Origin of the sequence: Aequorivita echinoideorum (assembly GCF_018476645.1) — a bacterium.
In the GTDB taxonomy this organism is placed as follows: Bacteria; Bacteroidota; Bacteroidia; order Flavobacteriales; family Flavobacteriaceae; genus Aequorivita; species Aequorivita echinoideorum.
Map to the genome: position 1 here is coordinate 367,394 of NZ_JAHCTB010000004.1, position 23,973 is coordinate 391,366.

General features: G+C 39.0%; 17 protein-coding genes and 3 tRNA genes. 11 read left to right on the plus strand and 9 right to left on the minus strand.

Annotated elements, in window-relative coordinates:
• Window positions 1-2: 2 nt before the first annotated feature.
• Genes KIV10_RS11010 through KIV10_RS11025 form a run of 4 tightly spaced genes read right to left on the minus strand, consistent with a single transcriptional unit; the run spans window position 3 to window position 4,303 of the window.
• Complete coding sequence (locus KIV10_RS11010) at window positions 3-794, minus strand: (Fe-S)-binding protein (protein ID WP_214113611.1); 792 nt, start codon at window positions 792-794, stop codon at window positions 3-5.
• A gap of 50 nt (window positions 795-844) precedes the next feature.
• Complete coding sequence (locus tag KIV10_RS11015; RefSeq protein ID WP_214113613.1) at window positions 845-2,176, minus strand: (Fe-S)-binding protein; 1,332 nt, start codon at window positions 2,174-2,176, stop codon at window positions 845-847.
• Between the two features lie 3 nt (window positions 2,177-2,179).
• Complete coding sequence (locus KIV10_RS11020; protein WP_214113615.1) at window positions 2,180-3,130, minus strand: MlaD family protein; 951 nt, start codon at window positions 3,128-3,130, stop codon at window positions 2,180-2,182.
• A gap of 54 nt (window positions 3,131-3,184) precedes the next feature.
• The gene (locus KIV10_RS11025) at window positions 3,185-4,303 is read right to left on the minus strand and encodes an N-acetylmuramoyl-L-alanine amidase family protein (RefSeq protein ID WP_214113617.1); all 1,119 of its coding nucleotides are present in this window, start codon (window positions 4,301-4,303) and stop codon (window positions 3,185-3,187) included.
• A 78-nt stretch (window positions 4,304-4,381) separates the two neighbouring features.
• Here KIV10_RS11025 and KIV10_RS11030 point away from each other — a divergent pair, with 78 nt between their 5' ends.
• From KIV10_RS11030 to KIV10_RS11040, 3 genes are all read left to right on the plus strand, one after another.
• Entirely contained in the window at window positions 4,382-7,156 is a 2,775-nt protein-coding gene (locus KIV10_RS11030; RefSeq protein WP_214113619.1) for a putative LPS assembly protein LptD, read from the plus strand.
• 136 nt (window positions 7,157-7,292) lie between these two features.
• Complete coding sequence (locus KIV10_RS11035; RefSeq protein ID WP_214113621.1) at window positions 7,293-7,673, plus strand: RidA family protein; 381 nt, start codon at window positions 7,293-7,295, stop codon at window positions 7,671-7,673.
• A 483-nt stretch (window positions 7,674-8,156) separates the two neighbouring features.
• Complete coding sequence (locus tag KIV10_RS11040; RefSeq protein ID WP_214113623.1) at window positions 8,157-8,900, plus strand: phytanoyl-CoA dioxygenase family protein; 744 nt, start codon at window positions 8,157-8,159, stop codon at window positions 8,898-8,900.
• Between the two features lie 456 nt (window positions 8,901-9,356).
• Here the strand turns inward: KIV10_RS11040 and KIV10_RS11045 are convergent, their stop codons facing one another.
• Window positions 9,357-13,739 carry a translocation/assembly module TamB domain-containing protein gene (locus KIV10_RS11045; protein WP_317194729.1) on the minus strand — a complete coding sequence of 1,461 codons (4,383 nt, stop codon included), beginning with the start codon at window positions 13,737-13,739 and terminating at the stop codon, window positions 9,357-9,359.
• A 94-nt stretch (window positions 13,740-13,833) separates the two neighbouring features.
• Between KIV10_RS11045 and tsaD the strand changes: the two genes are divergently transcribed.
• The 6 genes from tsaD to KIV10_RS11075 are packed head-to-tail and all read left to right on the plus strand — an operon-like array spanning window position 13,834 to window position 19,121.
• Window positions 13,834-14,856 (plus strand): tRNA (adenosine(37)-N6)-threonylcarbamoyltransferase complex transferase subunit TsaD, encoded by a 1,023-nt coding sequence (gene tsaD, locus KIV10_RS11050; RefSeq protein WP_214113627.1) that lies wholly within the window; start codon window positions 13,834-13,836, stop codon window positions 14,854-14,856.
• Window positions 14,857-14,901: 45 nt separating this feature from the next.
• Window positions 14,902-15,612 carry a 16S rRNA (uracil(1498)-N(3))-methyltransferase gene (locus tag KIV10_RS11055; protein WP_214113629.1) on the plus strand — a complete coding sequence of 237 codons (711 nt, stop codon included), beginning with the start codon at window positions 14,902-14,904 and terminating at the stop codon, window positions 15,610-15,612.
• A 57-nt stretch (window positions 15,613-15,669) separates the two neighbouring features.
• A complete protein-coding gene (locus KIV10_RS11060) occupies window positions 15,670-16,314 on the plus strand; it encodes a DUF4159 domain-containing protein (protein WP_214113631.1) in 645 nt (214 codons plus the stop codon).
• 2 nt (window positions 16,315-16,316) lie between these two features.
• Window positions 16,317-16,823, plus strand: a complete 507-nt coding sequence (locus KIV10_RS11065; protein WP_214113633.1) for a TrmH family RNA methyltransferase — start codon at window positions 16,317-16,319, stop codon at window positions 16,821-16,823.
• Between the two features lie 28 nt (window positions 16,824-16,851).
• Window positions 16,852-17,946 carry an AI-2E family transporter gene (locus tag KIV10_RS11070; RefSeq protein ID WP_317194730.1) on the plus strand — a complete coding sequence of 365 codons (1,095 nt, stop codon included), beginning with the start codon at window positions 16,852-16,854 and terminating at the stop codon, window positions 17,944-17,946.
• Between the two features lie 2 nt (window positions 17,947-17,948).
• Window positions 17,949-19,121, plus strand: a complete 1,173-nt coding sequence (locus KIV10_RS11075; protein ID WP_246516274.1) for a THUMP-like domain-containing protein — start codon at window positions 17,949-17,951, stop codon at window positions 19,119-19,121.
• A gap of 66 nt (window positions 19,122-19,187) precedes the next feature.
• On the opposite strand, the gene KIV10_RS11080 is transcribed toward KIV10_RS11075, so the two are convergent.
• The 4 genes from KIV10_RS11080 to KIV10_RS11095 form a co-directional block, all read right to left on the minus strand.
• Window positions 19,188-19,261 (minus strand) — tRNA-Arg (locus tag KIV10_RS11080).
• Between the two features lie 42 nt (window positions 19,262-19,303).
• Window positions 19,304-19,378, minus strand: a tRNA-Pro gene (locus KIV10_RS11085).
• 141 nt (window positions 19,379-19,519) lie between these two features.
• Window positions 19,520-19,603 (minus strand) — tRNA-Ser (locus KIV10_RS11090).
• A gap of 149 nt (window positions 19,604-19,752) precedes the next feature.
• The gene (locus KIV10_RS11095) at window positions 19,753-21,798 is read right to left on the minus strand and encodes an HD family phosphohydrolase (protein ID WP_214113635.1); all 2,046 of its coding nucleotides are present in this window, start codon (window positions 21,796-21,798) and stop codon (window positions 19,753-19,755) included.
• Between the two features lie 132 nt (window positions 21,799-21,930).
• Here KIV10_RS11095 and KIV10_RS11100 point away from each other — a divergent pair, with 132 nt between their 5' ends.
• Both KIV10_RS11100 and KIV10_RS11105 read left to right on the plus strand, forming a co-directional pair.
• Window positions 21,931-23,109 (plus strand): acetyl-CoA C-acyltransferase, encoded by a 1,179-nt coding sequence (locus KIV10_RS11100; RefSeq protein WP_214113637.1) that lies wholly within the window; start codon window positions 21,931-21,933, stop codon window positions 23,107-23,109.
• Between the two features lie 99 nt (window positions 23,110-23,208).
• Window positions 23,209-23,958: a C40 family peptidase gene (locus tag KIV10_RS11105; RefSeq protein WP_214113639.1), complete on the plus strand. Its 750-nt coding sequence runs from the start codon at window positions 23,209-23,211 to the stop codon at window positions 23,956-23,958.
• The last annotated feature ends 15 nt before the right edge of the window (window positions 23,959-23,973 follow it).

The window sequence follows — 23,973 nt, forward strand, 5'->3', positions numbered from 1 at the left end:
TATTATAAATCTTCTGCATTTGCAATCATTTCGGCAACGTCCATTACCTGAACCTCATCTTCCTTGTGTTTAGCTTTAACGCCATCTGTCATCATTGTATTGCAGAATGGACACGCGGCTGCTATAATTTTTGGTTCAATTTCAAGTGCCTCTTCAGTTCTTTCAATATTTACATCCTTTTTTCCGGATTCGGGCTCCTTGAACATTTGGGCGCCGCCGGCACCGCAACAAAGTCCTCTGGTTTTGCATCGTTTCATTTCAACCAGTTCTACCTCAAGTTTTTGAAGCAAATCCCTAGGTGCTTCATACTCCCCATTTGCCCTTCCCAAATAGCAAGGATCATGGAATGTTATTCTCTTTCCTTTGAATTTTCCACCTTCCACACGTAGTCTTCCCCCCTCTAACAAGGATTTCAGGAATTGCGTGTGATGCACCACCTCATAATTTCCGCCGAGACCGGGATATTCATTTTTAATGGTGTTGAAGCAATGCGGACAGGCAGTAACAATTTTTTTTACCTCATAACCATTCAAAACTTCAATATTTGTCATCGCCTGCATTTGAAAGGCAAACTCGTTGCCAGCTCGTTTGGCCGGATCGCCCGTACAGCTTTCTTCGGTTCCCAAGACTGCAAAATCGATATTCGCTTTGTTAAGAATCTTTACAAAAGCCTTGGTGATTTTTTTTGCTCTATCGTCAAAACTCCCGGCACAGCCTACCCAAAACAAGATTTCAGGCTTCTTGCCTTCCGCCATATATTCGGCCATGGTTGGGACTTTTATTGTTTCGCTCATAGCTTTATATTTTTTCTAACTCAAAATACACGTAGAATTTTGAAATCATTTTATTTTTCACCGGTCCAGTTCATCCTGTCCATTTGATTGTAAGGCCAGGGCGCACCATTGTTTTCAATATTCGTCATAGCAACGTTAAGTTCCATGGGTGCTGCAGATTGTTCCATAACAAGATATTGACGCATATCCATTATAATGCTCAACGGATCAATGCTCACAGGGCAAGCTTGAACGCAAGCATTGCAAGTAGTACAGGCCCAAAGCTCTTCCCTAGTAATATAATCGTCGAGCAATTGTTTGCCATCCGGCTTAAATTCACCGTTTTTATTTATGTTTTCGCCAATTTCCTCGAGACGGTCACGGGTGTCCATCATAATTTTTCTGGGCGATAGTTTTTTACCTGTAATATTAGCCGGGCATTCGTCTGTACAACGTCCACATTCCGTACAGGTGTAGGAATTTAAAAGTTGGATTCGGTTCAAATCCATTACATCACTCGCGCCAAATTTTGCTGGAGTTTCGGCGGCACCCTCTGCGGGAGCGGCAAATGGATCTGCATTGGGATCCATCATCAGTTTCACTTCATTAGTAACGGATTCCAAATTTTTGAATTTTCCCTTGGGAACCACTTTTCCAAAATAAACATTGGGGAAAGCCAAAATTATATGTAGGTGCTTGGAGAAATATAAATAATTCAGAAAAACCAAAATCCCCAAGATATGAAGCCACCACGCAGCTCTTTCAATAATTATCAAAGTGCTTTCTGAAAGACCTTCAAAAAAAGGAACGATAAAATTACTCACAGGAAAAAATCCTGCCTCCACATAATGTGCCGCTCCTATGGCCTGTAATTGTTGGTCAGCCGCGTTCATTGTTAAAAACAGAACCATCAAAACCATTTCAAAATACAGAATGTAATTGGCATCATTTTTAGGCCAACCTTTCATTTCATTCGCCCAAAAACGTTTTAGCTTCTGAATATTCCTTCGTGTCCAAAATAAAATTACACCCACGAGAACCAATAGGGCCAAAATTTCAAAAGAAGCAATCAGGAAATTATAAAGTCCCGCGGGAAGTACACTTGCAAAAATGCGATGGGTGCCGAAAATACCGTCAATAATAATTTCAAGTACTTCAATATTTATAATGATAAATCCGATATAAACGAATAAATGCAACAATCCCGGAATGGGCCTAACTACCATTTTGGATTGTCCAAGTGCAATGCGAACCACATTGGACCAACGTTCCGGTTGATGGTCTGAGGCATCTACCTCTTGCCCTAATTTAATATTGCGGATAATCTTGCGGATGTTGAAGGTAAAGTATCCCACTCCCGCAGCCAGGGCGATAATAAAAAGAATGTTGGAAATGTACTGCATGCTTTATTGGTCTGGATTCTCGGGTTCTACATATTCCTTCTGCTTCCTGCCGAAAACCGAAATATGTACATAACGCTTTGGATTCAATTTTATATCCTGAATTAACTGTTCCAATTGTCTGGAGGCTCCTTCTAAATTTTCATACATTTTATCATCCTTCAGCAATTTTCCCATAGAACCCTCGCCATTTTCCAAGCCATCAACAAGTCCATCCAGTTTAGAAACCACATCTTGAATATCGGTTACCAATTTGCCCGTATCCAACTGTGAAAGTGAATCTGAAAGCGTTGCGAAATTGGAAGCAGTTTTATCAAGATTCGTAAAGGTTCTATCCAGCTTTTGGTTGTTTCTATCCAAAATTCCATTTAAGCTTTGCGATACGCCCGAAAGTGAGTTAAGGGTATTGTTCAAATTTGAAATGGCTTCCTTTAAATTCTCGCGGGTCCGCTCATCAACAATGTCTGTAAAGCTCAACAAAAGCGTATCTACGGTAGCCAGCGTATTATTTACCTTTTTCTCAAGTGGACCTAGCGCTTTTGTAACCGCGGTAAGCATACCATCCTCAACATCTCCTTGAAGGGTGTCGCCAGATTTGGCAATATCGTTTGCATCATACTCTGGATAGATTGCCAAGGCTTTTCCGCCAATAAGTCCGGTGCTGTAAATTTGTACTACACTGCTTCGGGAAAAATCGAAATCTTCTTCCACTGTAAATTCTACAACAAGTCCACCCTGCTGGTTTTCAAAGGTTATATTCCGAATTTTACCCACCGAAAGACCATTAATGGTAACGGGAGCAGACTTGGAAAGACCCTCCACATTATCATACTTCACAAAATAGGTTCTGTTTTTTTCCAGCAAATTTGTACCCTTAAGATAACTATATCCAAATATGAGTAACAATATGGCGCCAATGGCGAGAATTCCGGTTTTTACTTCTTTTGACAGTCTCAAATGCTTAAATTTAGATTACGTACAAATTTAGGTGATAAATATAAAGAAAGCGTACTAATCGGCTTTAGATTTTAACACTTCCGGTAGATTGACCTTTTTGCCGTCCTTAAAAGCCACAACATAGGCTGAATCATAGCCTTTCTGCTGTGCGAATGTTTTCATAAGCGTAATTTTGTTATAGTCTGAAGTCTCCCCGTAGTAATATTTGAAAAGCCCATCCTCTTTGAGTCTGGAAATTTCCTTCAATCCCTTAAAATTGTTGGGCTTGGTATCAATTTTTTTTCCGCTTGCGGCAAGCTGCACTTTAAAAATAACCCCTTTAAAAATATTCTCCTCGGTTTTTTCAATAACCTTTTCTACTTCTTGTTCGGTTATTACTGGGTTTCTTGCATCTTCAGTAGCCAGGGATATTTGTTTTTTATAGGAAAGAATTCCATTTGCTATTTCTTTTGCCATTTCATTGCGTCCTTTTTTGGAATTTACATAAGGCCCTTCCTCGTTGTTTGTCAAGAAACCCAATTCCACCAAAACACTTGGCATATATGAACTGTGCAAAACCCAGAATGGCGCGGAGCGGACACTTCTATCCTTTCTTTTTAGATTATTTACAATGTTATTCTGAATAAGTCCAGCCAACATAATACTTTGGTCAAGATATTCTTCTACCATAAGCGTGAAACCTATAAATGATTCAGGGGAATTTGGATTGAAACCTGCATATTTTTCCTGATAATTATCCTCCAAGAATATAACCTCGTTCTCCTTTTTTGCAGTTTCTAAGTTTTTACCAGATTTATCCACACCCATCACAAAGGTCCCTATGCCAGATGCCTGTGAGTTATGCGAATCACAATGAATGGAAACAAATATATCTGCGTCAACTTCATTTGCAATGGGGCCTCTACGGTAAAGGTCTATAAATACATCCGTTTTGCGTGTGTAAACAACCTTTATATCTTTGTGCGCCTCCAGTAATTTTCCTACTTGCAAGGTTACATCCAGCACTATATCCTTTTCGTAAAAACCATTTCCCCTATTCCCCGGGTCCTTTCCGCCGTGTCCTGCGTCCAGAACTACAACAAATGGCTTTGTGGGTGAGTTGGTTTGAACTGTAAATCCAAAAACTGTGGCACTTAAAAGTAATACGAAAAAGGTTAAAAATCTCGTTGTCATACTATGTAAACGATTAATCCGATTTGAAATTCTAAAAAAACTGTTTTAAAAAACGTACGCAAAAAAATATGTTTATTTTTGACCGTTTCAAATACTGAGCCAAATCTACAAAATAATAGCATCGTAGCATTGCACACATACAGGCATTACTTAACAATCTTCTTAACATTGCTGCTGTCCTGTAGTACCATGTTGCACGCCCAGGACATTCCGCCAAAAACACAGACAAACATCCCCCGAACCACCGTTGACGACACGCTTAACGTGGGAATTGACTCACTTACCCCACCCCTAAATGAAGTCGTGGTAGATACGGTAAAAACCGATACCATCCTCCCGCCAAAGGAAATGCTTACGGATATCGTGGAATATTATGGCGAAGATTATGTGTACCTAAACCGAAAGGAAAACAAGGTATATATGTACAACAAGGCCTACATTATCTATGGCGATATGCGTATAGATGCGGGTCTCATAATTCTTGATTATAATAAGAATGAAGTATATGCCAAAGGAATAGACAGCGCGGGATTTTATAGCCAACGCCCCGTATTTGTCCAGGCCAATAACCGCGTGGAACCGGATTCCATTCGGTATAATTTTGATAGCGAAAAGGCCCTGGTTTTCAATTCAAGGACAGAGCAGAATGGATTCAACGTTATTGCCGAAGTTACCAAGAAAGTAAATGACAGCGTTGTGTACCTCCGGAATGTGAAGTTTACCACTTCAAAAAATATTGATGATCCAGAATATTATTTCTATACCCGAAAAGCAAAGTTTGTTCCGAAAAAGAAAATCGTAACTGGGCTTACCAATATGTACATTGCAGATGTACCAACCCCAGTGGGCTTGCCGTTTGCCTATTTTCCCTTGACGGAGGATCGCTCTTCGGGATTTATAATTCCCACCTTTGGCGAAAACAGCAACCGTGGTTTCTTTTTTCAGAATGGAGGTTATTATTTTGCCATAAATGATTATTTGGATTTAAGCCTGCTGGGCGACTATTACACAAACGGAAGCTATGGTCTCCGGGCAGAATCGGTTTACGCCGCGCGGTACAAATTCCGCGGAAGCGTTAGTATTCGGTACGAGAGTTTGGTAAACAGTGAACGTGGTTTCCCAGATTTCAGCGAAAGCAACATTTATAACATCCGCTGGACGCATACACAGGATGCCAAGAGCAGCCCTAGTTCGCGCTTTTCGGCTTCTGTTAACTTAGGGAGCAGCACGTATTTTACGCAATCCATTAACCAGACCAATAATGCCAGTAGCTTGGTAAATACCTTAAGCTCTTCGGTTTCATATTCAAAAACATTTGAAGGCGAACCGCAAGTGAACCTGAGCCTTGCCGCTACGCATCAACAAAATACGCAAACGCAGGCTATCAATATGTCCCTTCCCAACGCAAACCTGAGTGTCTCGCGTATATTTCCGTTTGCTCCAAAGGATGGGGTAAAAAAGGGAATTATTCAGAATATAAATTTTCAGTACGATCTTACCGCAGAAAACCGAATCACAACATTTGATTCCCTTTTCTTTAAGCCTGAAATGTTCAACAGTGCACAGATTGGCGCACAGCACAGCATCCCCATTACCACAAATTTCAAAGTGCTAAAATACTTAAGTGCTTCTATGGGTACCAATTATAGGGAAACATGGGTATTAAAAACCATCCGGAGGGATTTTGACCAAGATCTTAACGATGGTGCCGGTGGCGTGGTGGAAGATACCATCCCAGGCTTTGACAGTTACCGAACTTACAACTTCAATACGAGTTTGGGAACAACACTGTACGGAACTTTCAATTTCAATAAGGAAAATAAAATACAGGCGTTGCGACACGTGGTTCGCCCGTCCATAAGCTATAACATCAATCCGGGTTTTGAGCGGTATTACGATGATTATACCATTCCGGAAACTGCAGATGAAGCGGCAAATATGGATAGAATTGTCCAGTATTCACGTTTTGAGAACACTCTTTTCGGCGCGCCCGGGCGTGTCTATTCCAGTAACATTGGCTTCGGTATCAGCAATACACTTGAGGCCAAGATACGCGATAGGGATACTATGGCCGCGGAACCAAAGAAGATTATCCTTCTCAATAACCTCAATTTCACTTCGGCATATAACCTTGCCGGGGATTCGCTTCGCTTCAGTCCCGTTCGTTTTACGGGAGGGGTGCCCATTGTCCCGAGGCTCGACTTTAACTTCAGCGGAACGCTGGATCCGTATGCGCTGGATAACAACAATAACCGCATCGACATTTTTAACATCAACAATGGAGGTAGTCTTTTTAGGCTCACCGATGCAAACCTGAGCATTAATTATTCCTTTAGCAGTAGCGATTTTGAGGGCAGCGGTCAGGATTTGGATCGTGTTGAGAACGAAACTTTTAGAAATGGTGGTCGGCCGGATGATCTCTTTGGTGAGACTTCAGACATCTACAACGGTAATATTTATGATGAGGACGAGGATGAGGATGTGGACAAAACGGATATTGATTGGTACAATTATTCCATACCGTGGGATATGCGGGTGGCGTACACTATTAGTTATGCTAATAACCAACGGCAGAATACCATTTCTTCCCAATCGCTTATGTTCAGTACCAATCTGGAACTTTCGCCCCGCTGGCAGGTGGGGGTTTCCTCGGGATACGATTTTAAAAATAAGGGCGTAACCCTTACGCAATTTCGCTTTCAGCGGGATTTGGAAAGTTGGCAGTTCAGTTTTAACTGGACTCCCATTGGACGCAATATCAATACCTCGTGGTATTTTTATATCGGAATTAAATCGTCCGTGTTAAGCGACATCAAATACGACAAACGCCGGGAAGCAGATAGGAATCTTTGATAATTAATAATGAGCAATTAGTGATTAGTAATTAATAGTGCCAAAACTAGAGGTTTAAAACACAAACGAGTAGCCACAACAATCAACAAAATCCGAGAACCGACAACTGATAACTGATAACCGAGAACAAAGAACTATGAAAAAAATAATCAACACCCCCCACGCTCCTGCTCCAATTGGTCCCTATAACCAAGCTGTGCGCTATGGCGATATGCTTTATACTTCTGGCCAGATTGCCATTGACCCAAAAACCGGTGACCTTGTTACAGATGATATTGCCAAGGAAACCAAACAAGTGATGGAAAATCTAAAAGCGGTACTCACAGAGGCTGGGATGACTTTTGAAAATGTGATAAAAACCACCATTTTTATTAGCGATATGCACAACTTTGCAGCTATCAATCAAGTATATGCCACTTATTTCAATGAAACCACTGCCCCAGCGCGCGAAACGGTAGAGGTAGCAAACCTGCCAAAATTTGTAAATGTGGAGATTTCGGTGGTGGCGGGAGTTTAAAAATGATGGTTTTTCATCCGTATAAATAAAATGTTTGTTTCGATTTCATAGTTATATCAAATTTGAAAGAACACCCCTTTCGTATTCGTATTCGTTGAGTACCAAGGTTTTTATTATATTAGTACTTCTTCTCAGGTACGGTAAACATTAATTTATTACCTATAAACCGACTATATGCCGACGGTATGCCGATAGTATGCCGACTCTATGCCGATGATACTTTATAGATACCATACTGATAATGCCACAATCCTCGTACCATTCCGTTTATAACTTCAACCCTAAACCCCACGGATCATAATTTATTTGCAAGAAAGGAATTACCCAACTGCAATAGTAAATCTAGCCTTGTGTCAAAATAGAATCAATTATGAAATAGCGAGCAAGTAATCGATTTTATTATATTTGGGAGCTAAGCAAAAGTAGCGTGCTAATTTTGGATAGGAATCACGGTATATATCTGTGCGGTGTGAAAGCTGAAAAATGAACTACAAAATAAACAAAATAGAACTAGAAGAAAATGGATATTCCATTTTAACTGACTTGTATTCACAAAATGAAATTAGTGAAATTTTAGCCTGTATTGAAAATGCTGAACAGGTTGAAAATTCTTTCATGAGAACAAAGGATTTGTTTGCTATTAGACAATTAATCACAAATGTGCCTGAATTGAGTGATTTGTTGTTTAATAAAAAACTGACTGAATTAATTTCTGACCTTACCGAGTCAGAATATTTCCTGACAAAAGCCATTTACTTTGACAAACCAAGCGAATCGAATTGGTTTGTTGCTTATCATCAAGATTTAAGTATTACAGTTGATCAAAAAGTGGAATTGGAAAATTACGTTAATTGGACTTTTAAAAAAGGACAATACGGAGTTCAACCACCAGTCCAGATTTTGGAAGATACCATAACAATCCGAATTCATTTGGACAAAACGGACAAAAATAATGGAGCTTTAAAGGTAATTCCCAAATCGCATCTAAATGGAATAATTCGAGCTGATTCAAAAGATTGGAATTTAGAAAACGAATTTATTTGCGAAATAGAAAAAGGCGGAGCAATGTTAATGAAACCATTGACTTTACACGCTTCAAATAGAACGACAAACAGAAAAAAAAGAAGAGTAATACATTTAGAGTTCAATAAATATAGGCTACCTAAACCGCTGGCTTGGTTGGAATATTATAATATAAAAAAGCCAGTTTATAATCATAGCTATTAAAAACTGCGTGTTCTCACCTTAATTCGAAATTATTCTTCCCAAACGTAGAATACTTCTCATCATAAATCAAAGGGATAAAAATATGGATCAAAAATTATCTGAATATATAATTTTTACGATACTTTTATTTATATTAATAGCTATTATCAATAGTTTTAAGTTTTACCTCTGGGCCTCAAATTGCACATTTAGCGAACCTATCTTCAATATTACTTTTCTTTTATTTAACGTATCAAACAATTTCTCAAGTTCATAAGTTATGGTCAGTTGATAAAGTTAAGCTTATCATTCTCGGAATATGCCTGCTTTGTTATTTAGTATCTTCGACATTCTTAATTGCCATTAAATACGGATATACAAACTATATCTTTGAAAATCCATTTATAATAGGCCCAACTCAATGACTCAAACAATTTTTTGAACAGATCATTAAAAATAAAAATTGTTATTTCTCACTCAATCCTCCTCCCTAACCCCCTCACTATTAAAATCAACCGGGTAGCTATTGTCATCGGGGACAATGGGCTCTTCAGATTCCAGTGTCAATTTCTTATTGAAAAGTTTCCGTACCAGCTCGCGTATGGTATTAAAATCTACAGAGTACGAAATTCCGGCACCTTGCTCAAAAATCTGTTCCTCGCCAATGAATTGTAAATCTGCCTGCCTGTTAAAGAAATTGATACGTAGGCTACCGTCCTCATTCACCAACCATTGCACCTCAATATCACCCGCCACTTGGGTTTCATTAACACCCCCCACGGGCACACCCACTTTCCCGTTAATGAGGATGCGCTCACTTATTTGCGTGGAAAGGGTAATCCCAAACCGGTCCGCGGTCTCCAGATTGGGAGTCCTGCTGCCCACCGAATAATCCAGACCCACCCTAAATTTACTGTCTTGGTCTGAAAATAGATCATTCACCAAACTCGATACTCTATCTGCCAGTGTCCCCGTAAATGCATTGGTCCCGGCATAATTATCATTTACAAATGAATTTGAGGCCAACAGGAACAACGCCTGCTTTTGCCGCTGATCTTCATTTTGAAGATTATATTCAAGCTCACTCTTAAGCGTTGAGCTCACCCTTGGGAAATCAATCCGGAAATTGAGGTTAGGCTGTACCAATTCGCCTTCCAGACCTACGTAAACATTTACCGGAATCTTTCGGTTGATGGTTGGGTTATCAAGTAAAACCGAAGGATTTGCCTCAGTTTCATATAAAGCTTCCAAGTTAAGATTGGCACGCTCCGGAGAGCCGTCCCAGGTAATGTTTCCGCCTGGAACTACTTTAATATTCCGCTGGATTATACCGCTGTACCTAAAATCATACTGCCCTTCAAAAACCTGAAAATCCCCAAACATCTGGAACTTCCCATTGGTATTGATTTCTATATAAAGAATCCCCGCACCACGGCCTTTTAAAGTTGAATTGTTCACTTGGTCCACCACTACTTCCACTTCGGCATTGGTATTTATATCGAGATCGAACTTGAGCGTCAACGCCTTTTTTTCTTCGGTTTTAATGGGCTCTCCATTAATTCGGGCATCCTTTTCGGCAGGTGATAAAAAGTTGATGAAGGAATCATCCCCAATGGCTTCCGTTTCGCTTATGGGTATTTTGAATGTAGTACCTTCCTCAGTCGTTGCATTTACCACAATAGTAAGCTCATCAATGGGCCCAGAAATATTGGCATCCCCACTTATAAAAGCAGTTCCGTAATAGAGGGCATCTTCCTCTGGCGGAGTGTCCAGCACAAGCAGTCGCTCCGGCGCGTCAATAGTTAGATTAAGTTCCCAATCCTGAAAATTTTTGTGTGTAGCGTTGCCCGACAGTACCCCCGCCGTATTGAATTTGGTATCGGTAACATTGGTGCGCTGGATTTCAATTTTGTTATTGGATAGCAGAACTTGCGTATTGTCCTCAATATCAAAATCGGTATTTAAATACGGTATTTTAAGTCCGCTTTCCACCAACGAAAACCTCCCCTGCATATCTGGCGACTTGTAATTTCCTGAAATAAATGCCTTTCCGGTTATCAAGCCACGAATATCGGTAATTACATCGCCACCAAAAGGACTAAACGCCTGCATATTGAATTCATTTAAATCCACATTCAAGCGAATTTGGGGATTGTTGGGCGATACATCAATTTCACCAATGGCACTAATGGAGGTTACATTATTGTTGATAAGGGTAGTGTTAATTTTATACTGCGTAAGATTTTCATTGCCATCAATCTTTAAATTCAGATTTCCAAAGGGTATTTCATTGATGATAACATCGTCAATCTTTACAGTTGAATTGGGATAATAAGCACCATTTCGCTGAATAAAATCAAGTTTCCCATTCACGTTTCCTTGCAGGCGAAGGCTATCAATATCTGGAGTAATATTGCCTATGTTTACGTCCCTAAAACGCAATTTCAAATCCTTGTAAGTGGAATCGCGTACAATCCCTGCCATCTGGATAATTTCATTGTTATGGCTTGCGATGAGGGAATCAATGCGAATTTCCTTAAAATTATCGTCAAACGTCACTTTGTTCAGGCTATTATTATTCTCGTTGATGGCCCAAACATTTTCCTTGAACGTAATTTCAGAGCGCTTCACCCCTACAACCGATTTACCTTCCGGGTTAATCGTATGATAAAGCGAAAGATTAAAAAGATCTTCTTTTTTCTCACCGCCTTTAAATTCTGCCCGCACGTACATTGTGTCGTTCAAGGTTTTGTTGATCACGTTTACTTCCTTCAGATTATAAAAACCAGTATAAACTGAATCAATATCTATATACGTATTGTACAGTGGATTATCATTATCAATCTGAACATTAACTTTACCTAAATAATTATTAAAAAGCAAAATCTCTGGCGAGCGGAAATCCAGTTCAAATTTTGATTGATCTGAAGAAACCGAACCTTTCACTTTTGTATTTTCTCCCAATTGAAGTTGTGGCACAAACACATCCACAATCTTATTGTAAACCACAAATTCATAATCTATAAATTGGTTTGTGGTTACTTCCGAAGGAACATAATTGGCATAAATACTTGCAATTCCATTTTGGAATAGATTGGGAATATCGGCAATTAAAAAACGCCCGGTGATATTGCCATTTATAATATCTGGCGAATTAATTTCAATGGTACGTATGTCACCATTGAATGAAGACGTGAGATTGAAATCATCAAAATAGAAATAATCACGCTCGTTTTGATAAAAAGTCTGGTTGAATGAAACCGTACCCACCACATCATCAATTGTTTTTCCGGCCATATCAACCACCAGATTTCCGGTAAAAACAGCAATACTATCACGCGTTATGAGGTTAAGCTTGTTTAAGTCTGAATATTCAACATTCGCTTCAAAATCAAATTGATTTACATCTGAAGATGCATCGATCAACCCTTGAAAATCCATTTTTAAATTGGGATCGTTGACGGAAAGTTCCCCATTAAAAAGAGGATTCTTCAAATTACCGGAAACTTCAATATTTTTATAATTATACCCTTCAAGGTTAAAGGAAGAAATAGCGCCAGATATCTCGGTGCTTACCGTTTCGGCAGTAAAACCGCGTCCGTCAAAATTCAAATTCCCAGACATTTTGCCCAAGGAATTTGTTTTGGCAATTTTCCCCAGATTAAATCCCGAAAGCACTACATTTCCCTTGTAATAAGCAAAATCAATATTATTGATATTGCCCATTTTAAGGTCAATCTTCGCTTTGCCAATGGTGCTGTTCAGATTGCTTTTTGTATTTAATTCCTCACCAATAATGGACGTATTTCCAGAATATGTAATAGTGCCCAATTCCTTTAACTGCACAGGGAGTATATCCCCAAGTATACGCGGCATAAACCTCCGCAAATCGTAAAAATTGGTTGTGAAATTGTGGCCTTTCGCAATAATGGAATAGCTAGCTTCTTTATTTACCAAATTCTGAAACTCAAAATCGCCCGTAATCTGTGTGTCACTGGTTTTTAAAGTGATATCGTTTAAAGTAAACGTGTTTATGGTTCCTGTAAATTCGCCATCCAAATAGACCATTTGGTCGGGACCAAATTCGTTGTAAAAACCATTTATATCATCTGTGGAAACAAGGGATTCCTGAAAATCTGCATCAATATTCACATCATTTATAAAATCTGAAAATCCTTTCCGGATATCCAGATTTATATTTCCGGCAATTCGTGAAGCATCGGTTTCAAGAATTAAATCATTCATTACAATAGCCTCCAGCGTATATGAAAAATCGGATTGCAAGTTTTTTACATTAAACCCTAAATCGGTCAACATATTCAGGCTGTTTATTTCAGCTTCAATATTGGGACCCGTAATTTTGAAATTATCCGCTTGAAGATTCACGTTCTCCAGCGTTAAGACTTCAGATTTCTCCAGATTTTCATTTACAATTTTTACGCGTGAATTGGTAATTGCCACATCATTGCTGAAAAGTGAAAAAGGATTTGTGGAGGGTTTACCGGTATCAAATTTATTTGCAAAAATAGTTAGATTGTCAGCTTCCTCGCCTTCATAAGTAGTTACATAGAGTTTTGCGCGATCCATCGCAATATCCCCGAAGCCCAAATTGCCATTGACTAAATTTTGAAAGCTGAGTATATTGGTTTGCAGCTCATTGGCATAAATAAGGGTATCCTGCCTGTGGTCCTCAATATACACTTTTCTGATATCCACTTCCCCTTTCCAATTGAGGCCAAGCCGCTCAATCTGGATACTGGTTCCGTACGTTTCGTTTAGATTGGTGGTAACTTTTTTGGCGGCCCAGGTCTGCACCGCCGGAATGGAGAAAATAATGATTAAAAGCAACAACAGCAACACGATGGCAGCAAAGGTGCGAAGTATTATTTTCCAGAGTTTTTTGATACGCTTTTAAAGTTTTAATTTTACGCCCAAATAACATACCTTTTCTGCATTGGGACAAAAAAATTGCTACATACTTGGCATAGAATCTTCCTGTGATGACACTGCCGCGGCAGTAATCAACAACGGCAAAATACTCAGCAATGTTGTGGCAACACAGCACATTCACGAAGAATACGGCGGTGTGGTGCCAGAGCTTGCCTCGCGCGCGCACCAGCAGAATATTGTTCCCGTGGTACACCAAGCGTTACGCAAGGCAAATATCGACAAAAATCAGTTACAAGCCATTGCATTTACACGTGGACCTGGGCTTATGGGTTCCTTGCTTGTAGGCACTTCATTTTCAAAGTCTTTAGCACTTGGGTTGGGCATTCCGCTTATTGATGTAAACCATATGCAAGCCCATATTCTCGCCCATTTTATTGAGGCCGAAGGACAAACCGCACCCAATTTTCCATTCTTGGCGCTTACCATCAGTGGGGGCCACACCCAGATTGTAAAAGTGACAGATTATTTTGAAATGGAAGTTATAGGCCAGACCATTGATGATGCCGTGGGCGAAGCCTTTGATAAAAGTGCAAAAATACTTGGACTTCCCTATCCTGGCGGGCCATTGATCGATAAGTACGCAAAGGAAGGCAACCCTAAAAGGTTTAAATTTCCAAAACCGAAGGTGGGCCCATTGGATTTCAGTTTTAGTGGATTGAAAACTTCGGTTTTATATTTTGTGGAAAAGGAAGTTGATCAAAATCCTGATTTTATTGAAGAAAATATGGCAGACATATGCGCCAGCCTTCAATTCACCATCGTAGATTATTTGATGGATAAGCTGAAAAATGCCGTGAAGAAAACCGGAATTAAAGAAATTGCAATGGGAGGCGGTGTTTCAGCAAATAGCGGGATTCGAACAGCATTAAAGGATGCCGAAAAAAAATACGGCTGGAAAACGCACATCCCAAAATTTGAATTCTGTACAGACAATGCAGCAATGATAGCTATCGTGGGCGAATTGAAATACAAAAACCAAATGTTTGCCGAACAAAATGTGGCAGCAAATGCCAGAATGAAGTTTTAGAAATGTTTGTAAACCAAACTTATAAACCATTAAATCCAGCATACTTTGAACCTTTTCTACAACCCGAAAATTACCGAAGCATCAAAAGAAGTGGTTTTTGACAAAGAGGAAAGCCGACATATTCTGAAGGTTTTGCGGATGAAAGCGGGTGATAAATTTAAAATCACCAATGGCGAAGGTTCATTTTTTGATGCAGAGATTATAAGCACAAACCCCAAACAATGCATCGCCAAAATTCTTTCCGAAGAAAAAATTGCACCGCTGCCCTATTCACTGCATTTGGCCGTAGCTCCTACAAAATTGAACGATCGCTATGAATGGTTTTTGGAAAAAGCCACAGAAATCGGAATTTCAGAAATAACACCTATTATTTGCGACCACAGCGAAAGGAAAGTCATAAAAAATGAGCGCTTCGAAAAAATAATCCAAAGCGCGGCAAAGCAATCCCTCAAAGCGTTTCTGCCAATTTTAAACGAAGCTGTTTCATTTCGGGATTTTATAGAAGCAGATTTTTCCGAAACCGTAAAATATATTGCGCATTGCGAGGAAACAGAAAAAAAATCATTAAAATCTGTTTTACTTCCAAAGAAAAAAATTCTGATTCTCATTGGTCCCGAAGGCGATTTTTCTACTGAAGAAATTGAATTGGCAAAGAAAAACCATTTTATCCCGGTAGGTTTGGGCGAAAGCAGATTGCGTACGGAAACCGCCGCGATTGTAGCCTGCCACAGCGTTGCATTCATCAATGAAAATTGATATGATTTACGCCGTTTTAGCCATTTCAAATCATCATAATTTGTACATTTGAGAGCTATGTTTAAAAAATTTCTTTTAATTCTAATTATTGTTGCAATCTCAAATGCTTCAGCCCAAGAAATTGCTTTATTACAATACGGCGGCGGCGGTGATTGGTATTCAAATCCCACTTCATTGCCCAATTTAGTTAAATTCTGTAACGAGCAAATTGACACGGCCATAAAAACAAAACCGGAAAATGTTACGCCCGGAAGTGTAGATCTTTTTGATTACCCTTTTGTGCATATGACGGGCCACGGAAATGTTTACTTTTCTGCCGAAGAGGCTGAAAATCTTCGGAAATATTTAATGAGTGGCGGTTTTCTTCATATAGATGATAATTATGGAATGGACGAATACATACGAAAGGAATTGGTCAAAATTTTTCCCGATAGGGAATTGCGCGAACTTCCGGGGAACCATCCATTGTTCAACTATGTTTACAAGTTTCCGGACGGGTTGCCAAAAATTCACGAACACGATCGCGGACGCGCACAGGCCTTTGGAATTTTCGTGGAAGACAGATTGGTTTTACTGTACACTTTTGAAAGTGATTTGGGTGACGGTTGGGAAAATCCGGAAGTCCATAACGATCCGGCAGATGTGCGCTTAAAGGCACTGCAAATGGGCGCAAACATTATAAAATATGTTTTTGAGAACTGATTTTGGAACAACTTCAGCATAGAAATTCTTCATTTAAAGCAAAACAGAAACAAATAATTGTCATTTGCGATGGCGTGAACAGCCCGGCCAATATTGGCTCGCTTTTCAGAATTTGTGAGGCCTTTGGAGTGCTCGAAATCATTTTTTGCAACGCTGAAATAAATCTGTCATCCAACCGGCTTTTAAGAACTGCGAGAAATACTATTAGCAAAGTGAAACACCGAATTTCGGAAAATATTCTCTCTGAAATTGAAAACCTCGAAGCAAATAATTTTGAATTAATAGCTTTGGAAATAACCGACGAGAGCCAAAGCATTGAAAATTTTGTGATTCAATCCAATGCAAAACTTGCGCTTGTAATTGGAAATGAGCGAAGTGGAATATCACAAGCCGCTCTAGATGGAATCAAAAAATCAATACACATTACGATGTTTGGTGAAAATAGCAGTCTCAACGTAACCCAAGCTACGGCGATCGCTTTGCACAACTTCGCCACAAAATTGAATTAACTTAATAGGATTATACTATATTTACTTTGTGAAACCTACCGCAAAAGCCATAACCGTTGGAATATTGAGAGCCCTAGCCATCTTGGTTGGCATACTTTTGTTTCTATGGTTTTTGGTAAAAATAAAATCACTCATCCTTTATATTTTTCTTGCGGTAGCGCTCTCGCTTGTCGGCCGGCCGGTCTTTTTATTCTTCAAGAGAAAATTAAAAATGGGCAACACGTTTGCCGCAATTGTGACACTAGTGCTTATTGCCGCCTCTTTCGGGATGTTGTTGACCATTTTTGTTCCCATAATTATTGAGCAGGGACGGAATATTTCAGAAATAGATTTTGAACAAGTTAAAACCGATCTTAACGAGCTCAACATGCAAGCAAGCGATTATTTGGGCGTTGACCATTTTCAGCTTGTAGAAGCCATTAAACGCACAGAGTATATTCAAAATATGGATGCTGAAATTGTACCCAGTTTCATTGACATATTTTTTGGAAATATAGGCGCGGCGATTATTGGGTTGTTTTCGGTATTATTCATCGCTTTTTTTCTCTTGAAGGATGAAAACTTAATCGCAACATCGGTATTGGTTTTTGCTAAAAGTGGCGATGAAGATAAATTTAAACGTATTTTAATCAAATGTAAAGAGCTGCTTTCCCGCTATTTTATTGGGCTCTTGCTACAAATATTTATACTCGCCCTTTTTTATTCGGTTTTATTGCTTTATTTGGACATTAATAATGCCGTTGCCGTCGCACTTATTTGTGCATTTTTGAATATTGTTCCCTATCTGGGTCCGGTTATAGGTTGGATTTTGATGCTGCTGGTCATAGTTTCCAATAATCTGGGCGCAGATTTTTCCACAGGTTTATTGCCACCGCTTTTAGTAGCGACTTCTGGGTACGCCATTGCTCAAATTTTTGATAATTTCATTACCCAACCCGTTATTTTTGGAAGAAGCGTCCGCTCCCATCCATTAGAAATTTTCTTGGTAATATTAATGGGCGGATTTGTTTTCGGAATTCCCGGAATGATTCTCGCAGTGCCTACGTACACTACGCTGAAGGTTATTTCAAAAGAATTTCTTTTTGAATACAAAATCGTGAAAAGGCTTACCCAAAATCTTTAAAATTGATAAACCCAGAAATTTTAAAAGAGGAAGTTCAGAATTTTATTCAGAATTATTCCCAACCTACCGCAACACTTGCCTTTGCCGGAAGTCCTTTCGAAAATATAACTGTTCAAGAATTAATTGTACAAATTGAAGGCAGACGCAAGGCGGAGAAAAAATTGCCCACGTGGTTCCAAACATCTCAAATTTATTATCCAAAAAAATTAAATATTGAGCAAACTTCCTCAGAAATTACGGCGCAATATAAAGCCTCTTTGGTTTCGGGAGATTCCATCGCGGATATTACCGGAGGATTTGGTGTAGACAGCTTTTATTTTTCAGAAAAATTCAAAGAGATTTCCCATTTTGAAATTGATACAGAGCTTTCAGCCATTGCCGCACATAACTTTCTTATCTTTAAGAAAAATACAATTTCCTGTTTTGCGGAGAATGGATTGCAAGCAGCAATCAATGATGAATTTGATATAATTTATGTAGACCCTTCTCGGCGGCACGACGAGAAAGGAAAAGTATTTTTCCTGAAAGACTGCCAGCCAAATATTCCCGAAAACCTTGAAGAAATTTTAAGGAATTGCAATGTTTTAATGATCAAAACTTCACCGATGCTCGATATTGCAATAGGTTTGAAGGATTTGCAATATACCTTTGAAATTCACATTGTCGCGGTTGAAAATGAGGTTAAAGAATTGATTTGGCTTTTACGAGAAGAATTCAAAGGAAATCCGACCATAAAAACAATCAATCTCAAAAAACTTCATTCCGAAAAGTTTGAATTCAATTATAACGATGAGGCGGAAGCAAATTACAGCCATCCTGAAAAATTTCTGTATGAACCCAATGCTGCTATCTTAAAAAGCGGAGCTTTTGATTTAGTATCGCATCGATTTAAACTAAACAAACTTCATAAACACACACATCTTTACACCAACAAAACGTTGATAGATTTTCCGGGAAGAACATTTGAAATCGAAAAAATTGTGCCTTATTCCAAAATGGAGATGAAGCGTGCCATCAATTTTCCAAAGGCAAATATTGCGACACGAAATTTCCCAGAAAGCGTAGAATCCCTTCAGAAAAAATGGAAAATAAAGGACGGTGGTGATATTTATCTTTTTTTTATAACGGATATGGATAATAAAAAGAAGCTTTTAATCTGCAGTAAAGTTTCATAGGCTAGATTAGCCATAACAAGAATATCCCACAACAAAAAAATCCCCATTTGAACGGGGATTTTAAAGTGATCTGGACAGGATTCGAACCTGTGACCGTCTGCTTAGAAGGCAGATGCTCTATCCAACTGAGCTACCAGACCCTAATCATAAACAAAAAAACCGAACTAATAGGTCCGGTTTTGTCGGGGTGGCAGGATTCGAACCTGCGGCCTCCTGCTCCCAAAGCAGGCGCGATAACCGGGCTACGCTACACCCCGAAATACTTTCAACTCCTTGCGATTTTTTTTCGGATTTTTTCCAAACATAAGTCAGCACAAAATAACCGGGCTACGCTACAGCCATTGAAAGTTTTGAAATTTGAATCAATAATAATTCAAAAATCAGAATATTTAATAATGCGGAGAGACAGGGACTCGAACCCTGGCGACGGTTGCCCGTCGACAGATTAGCAATCTGCTCCGTTACCACTCCGGCACCTCTCCAATTTTGTATGAACGTGTAATCTTAAAATGCGGTTGCAAATGTAACCTTATAAATGGTATGACGCAACAAAAATTTTACGTTTTTTTATAAAAATTCAAACTCTGCTTACTATCAATCCGTTAGAAATGCAATAAAGCACACTTAATATTTATTCAGGATATTCTACTCTTAAATGATATATGTTATTAAGCTTTTTCTTCAGCACCTTTTTGATGGTCTCAATTTCCTTCAGCGTTATGTTCGCATTTAGAAATTGTCCTTGCTCTAACTGATTGTTTATAATTTTCTCCACAAAATTATCAATGATTGATGAAGACGGTTCTTTTAAACTTTTGCTTGCAGCCTCCACGCTATCGGCCATCATCAATATGGCAGTTTCTTTTGAAAATGGAATGGGGCCTGGATATAAAAAATCTTCTTTATTGGCTTTTCCTTCAATTTCACGCTCCTTTTTATAAAAATAATATACCAAGCTTGTTCCGTGATGGGTACGTATAAAATCGATTACACGGTCTGGCAAATTATTTTTACGCGCTATTTCTATCCCTTTTATGACGTGGTCAATAATAATCTTCGCGCTTTCCTTTGGGTCGAGTTCATTGTGCGAATTGACTGAATTGGCCTGATTTTCAGTAAACATTGTTGGGTTCAACATTTTACCAATGTCATGGTACAGCGCACCCACACGAACAAGCATACTATTGGCGCCAATTTCATTTGCGGAAGCTTCAGCGAGATTTGCCACGTTAAGTGAATGGTGGAATGTTCCCGGGGCCTTATTTGAAAGCTCTTTCAGTAATTTTGAATTGGTGTCGCTCAACTCCAATAGCGATACATCTGAAACCAATCCGAAAATCTTTTCGTAAAAATAAATAAGCGGGTGTGCAAAAAGCGTGGCCAAGCCACAGAATATGAAGTATTGAAAATTTTGCCACTCCATTGTCTGGATATTTCCTTCCTGAATTACAAAAAACGCAAAATAGCCGATGATGTAAATAAGCGTAATTTGTCCCACCGAAATGAAGAGATTTGCTCTTTTATAAAGTTCAGAAATAGTGAGGATTGTTACGATTCCAGCTATAAACTGCAAAAACATATATTCAAAACTATTGGGAACGATAAAACCCAATAATAAAATCGTTAGAACGTGGACAAAGAGACCAACTCTGGGATCAAAGAAAGCTTTTAAAATCAGTGGTAAAATGCAGATGGGGACCACATAAACATAACTTGCATGTATCTTTAGAACCAGCGTGGTAAGAAATACCATCAAAAGAATATTGAAGACAATGAAAGTAACTTTTGTGTTATTGTTATAAATATAGGGTCTATAATTTTTCAGAAATAAAAAGAGCATTAAAAACACGAGTGACACCAAAAGCGAATACCCCACTAGCAACCAAAGATAATTGGATTTACTCCATATTTGCGATTGGTACTCAGCCTTTAAGGAATTCAATATTTGAAATTTATCTCCCTCAACAACTTCACCTTTGGCAATAATTCTTCCGCCTTTTTCGATAATACCACGATTGGGGTTTATTGCGTTTATTTCAGAATTTATGGCAGATTCTGTGAGATTTGAGTTTAGCTTCACATTCGGCCGCAATACATCTTTCAACAAATTGTAAAGCAACACTTGTATATCCTCACTCCTGTTAGCTTCAACAGCTGCCCTTACTTTTTTGTCTAAATCGTCCGTTTTGAAAATTTGGGAGTAATTACGTTCCTCAATTTCATTACCTTTTTTGAGATAAACCAGTTTGTTGCCGTCATAAGCGTGGATTTCATCTGTTACACCGTTTTCATAAATATCGGCAATGATTGAATTCCCAATTCGCAACGTGGTTTTTAGCGAAGTTTCATAAAGGCTGTCCACATAATTTTGGCCTAGTAATATTTCAAAATTTTCAGAAATAGGCGTGATATTTTCATCGCTTACCTCAAAATATGGAATTGCATTATCACGTATCGCTTCTTCCTCTTGCCTAATGGCTTCTGTGGATTTTTTGATAGTGAAACTGAAGGGCGCATATAAATTTTCATACTGCCACGGTTTTCCTTTTTGAAAATTGTATTTGAACTGACCACCCTTTGGCAATAAGTAAATTACTAGCAGTGTAGCACTTACGAAAAGAAAAACCTTATAAATTATCGATTGGTTTTTTGCGAATAGGGAAAAAAGGTTTTTCATGGATAAATAACTTAAAGTAAAGGTATAAATAACGAATGAGTAATCCCAAAACCAACCTTCGCAAAGATTGATATTTATAATAGAAATACGTAATTTCGCAATCCTTATTCCAAAAATATAAAAAGCGAAAATATGAGCAAGAAAGTAGTAATTGTAGCCGCCGCAAGAACACCCATAGGAAGTTTTATGGGAAGTTTATCGTCATTGACCGCAACGCAGTTAGGCTCAGTAGCCATAAAAGGCGCTTTGGGCAAAATCAATCTTGATCCAAAAAATATTGATGAAGTATATATGGGCAATGTGGTACAGGCCGGTGTAGGGCAAGCTCCTGCTAGGCAAGCTGCTTTGGGAGCGGGTATTCCAGATACCGTTCCTTGTACTACCGTAAATAAAGTTTGTGCCTCAGGAATGAAAGCTGTAATGAACGCCGCGCAAGCCATTGCGCTGGGAGATGCCAACATTGTAGTTGCCGGAGGTATGGAAAGTATGAGCAACATTCCACACTATGTGCAAATGCGTGCTGGAACTAAATTTGGTCCCGCAAGTTTAATTGACGGTATGCAAAAAGACGGATTGGTTGATGCCTACGATCACAACGCTATGGGCACTTGTGCCGATCTTTGCGCAAAAGAATATGATTTTTCCCGTGAGGATCAAGATGCATTTGCCGTGAAATCTTATGAGCGATCCGCCAAAGCTTGGGCCGATGGAAAATTTAAGGATGAAGTAATTTCTGTTGAAGTGCCTCAACGTCGCGGTGAACCCGTGGTGGTAAGTGAGGATGAGGAATATAAAAATGTGAAAATGGATAAAATTTCCTCCCTTAGGCCAGCATTCAGCAAAGATGGAACCGTAACCGCCGCAAATGCTTCAACTATAAATGATGGAGCTGGTGCCATGGTTTTAATGAGCGAAGAAAAAGCAAAGGAATTGGGATTGGAAATTTTGGCTTACATTAAAAGTTATGCAGATGCGGCACAAGAACCCAAGTGGTTCACTACCGCACCATCCAAAGCACTTCCAAAAGCTTTGGCAAAAGCAGGAATCGAACAGAAAGATGTGGACTTTTTTGAATTTAATGAAGCATTTTCTGTAGTGGGCTTGGCAAATATGAAAATTTTAGGTTTGGACGATAGTAACGTAAATGTAAATGGTGGTGCCGTTTCACTGGGTCATCCACTTGGCTGTAGCGGCGTGCGCATTTTGATAACGCTTTTGAATGTACTAAAACAAAACAATGCGAAAATTGGCGCAGCTGCCATTTGTAATGGAGGCGGTGGTGCCTCAGCGATGGTGATTGAAAGAAAATAATTAATACTTTAAAACTCTTTTACTATTTTATCTTAATACAGCGTTTCTTAGAAAAAAGATAAGTTTGGCTTCACATTTTAATCTTTCAATTCAAATTTAGTGGATTACGGTATCTGCAATCTAAGCATTGTTGCTCTGCGCGCAGAGCCCTCAGACTCTAGCGAAATGGTCACCCAGGTTTTGTATGGCGAACATTTTAAAATTCTGGAACTTCGAAAAAAATGGTGTCGCATTCGCTTAGCTTTTGATAATTATGAAGGTTGGCTGGATACAAAACAATATCTCAATATTTCAGAAGAGGACTATAATCATTTTCAACTTTTGCCCGCGAGGCTTTCCGCAGAAATTGTCGATATTGTAACCTCTTCTGAAAACCAGCCTTTGACAATATGCTTGGGAAGTACCGTGAGCATTTCAGGTTTCATGGAACATCACTTCGAGGGAAAATTTATTTCAGAAACGCTTCCGAAGAAAAATCTAATAAATACAGCATTGCAATATTTGAACGCGCCCTATTTATGGGGAGGTAAAACTCCTTTCGGCATTGATTGCAGTGGTTTTACACAGATGGTCTATAAGATGAACGGCCACAAACTCTTGCGTGATGCAAGTCAACAGGCTACCCAAGGAGAAGCGTTAAGTTTTATTGAAGAAAGCGAACCGGGCGATTTAGCTTTTTTCGATAATGAGGAGGGTAAAATTACGCACGTTGGTATTATTATGGAAGATAATTATATAATCCACGCCCACGGAAAAGTTCGTATAGATAGGCTGGACCATAGTGGAATATTTAATTATGATGTTAGAAACCACACCCACAAACTGCGGGTGATTAAAAGAATAATATAAAAAAACCTCCAAAAT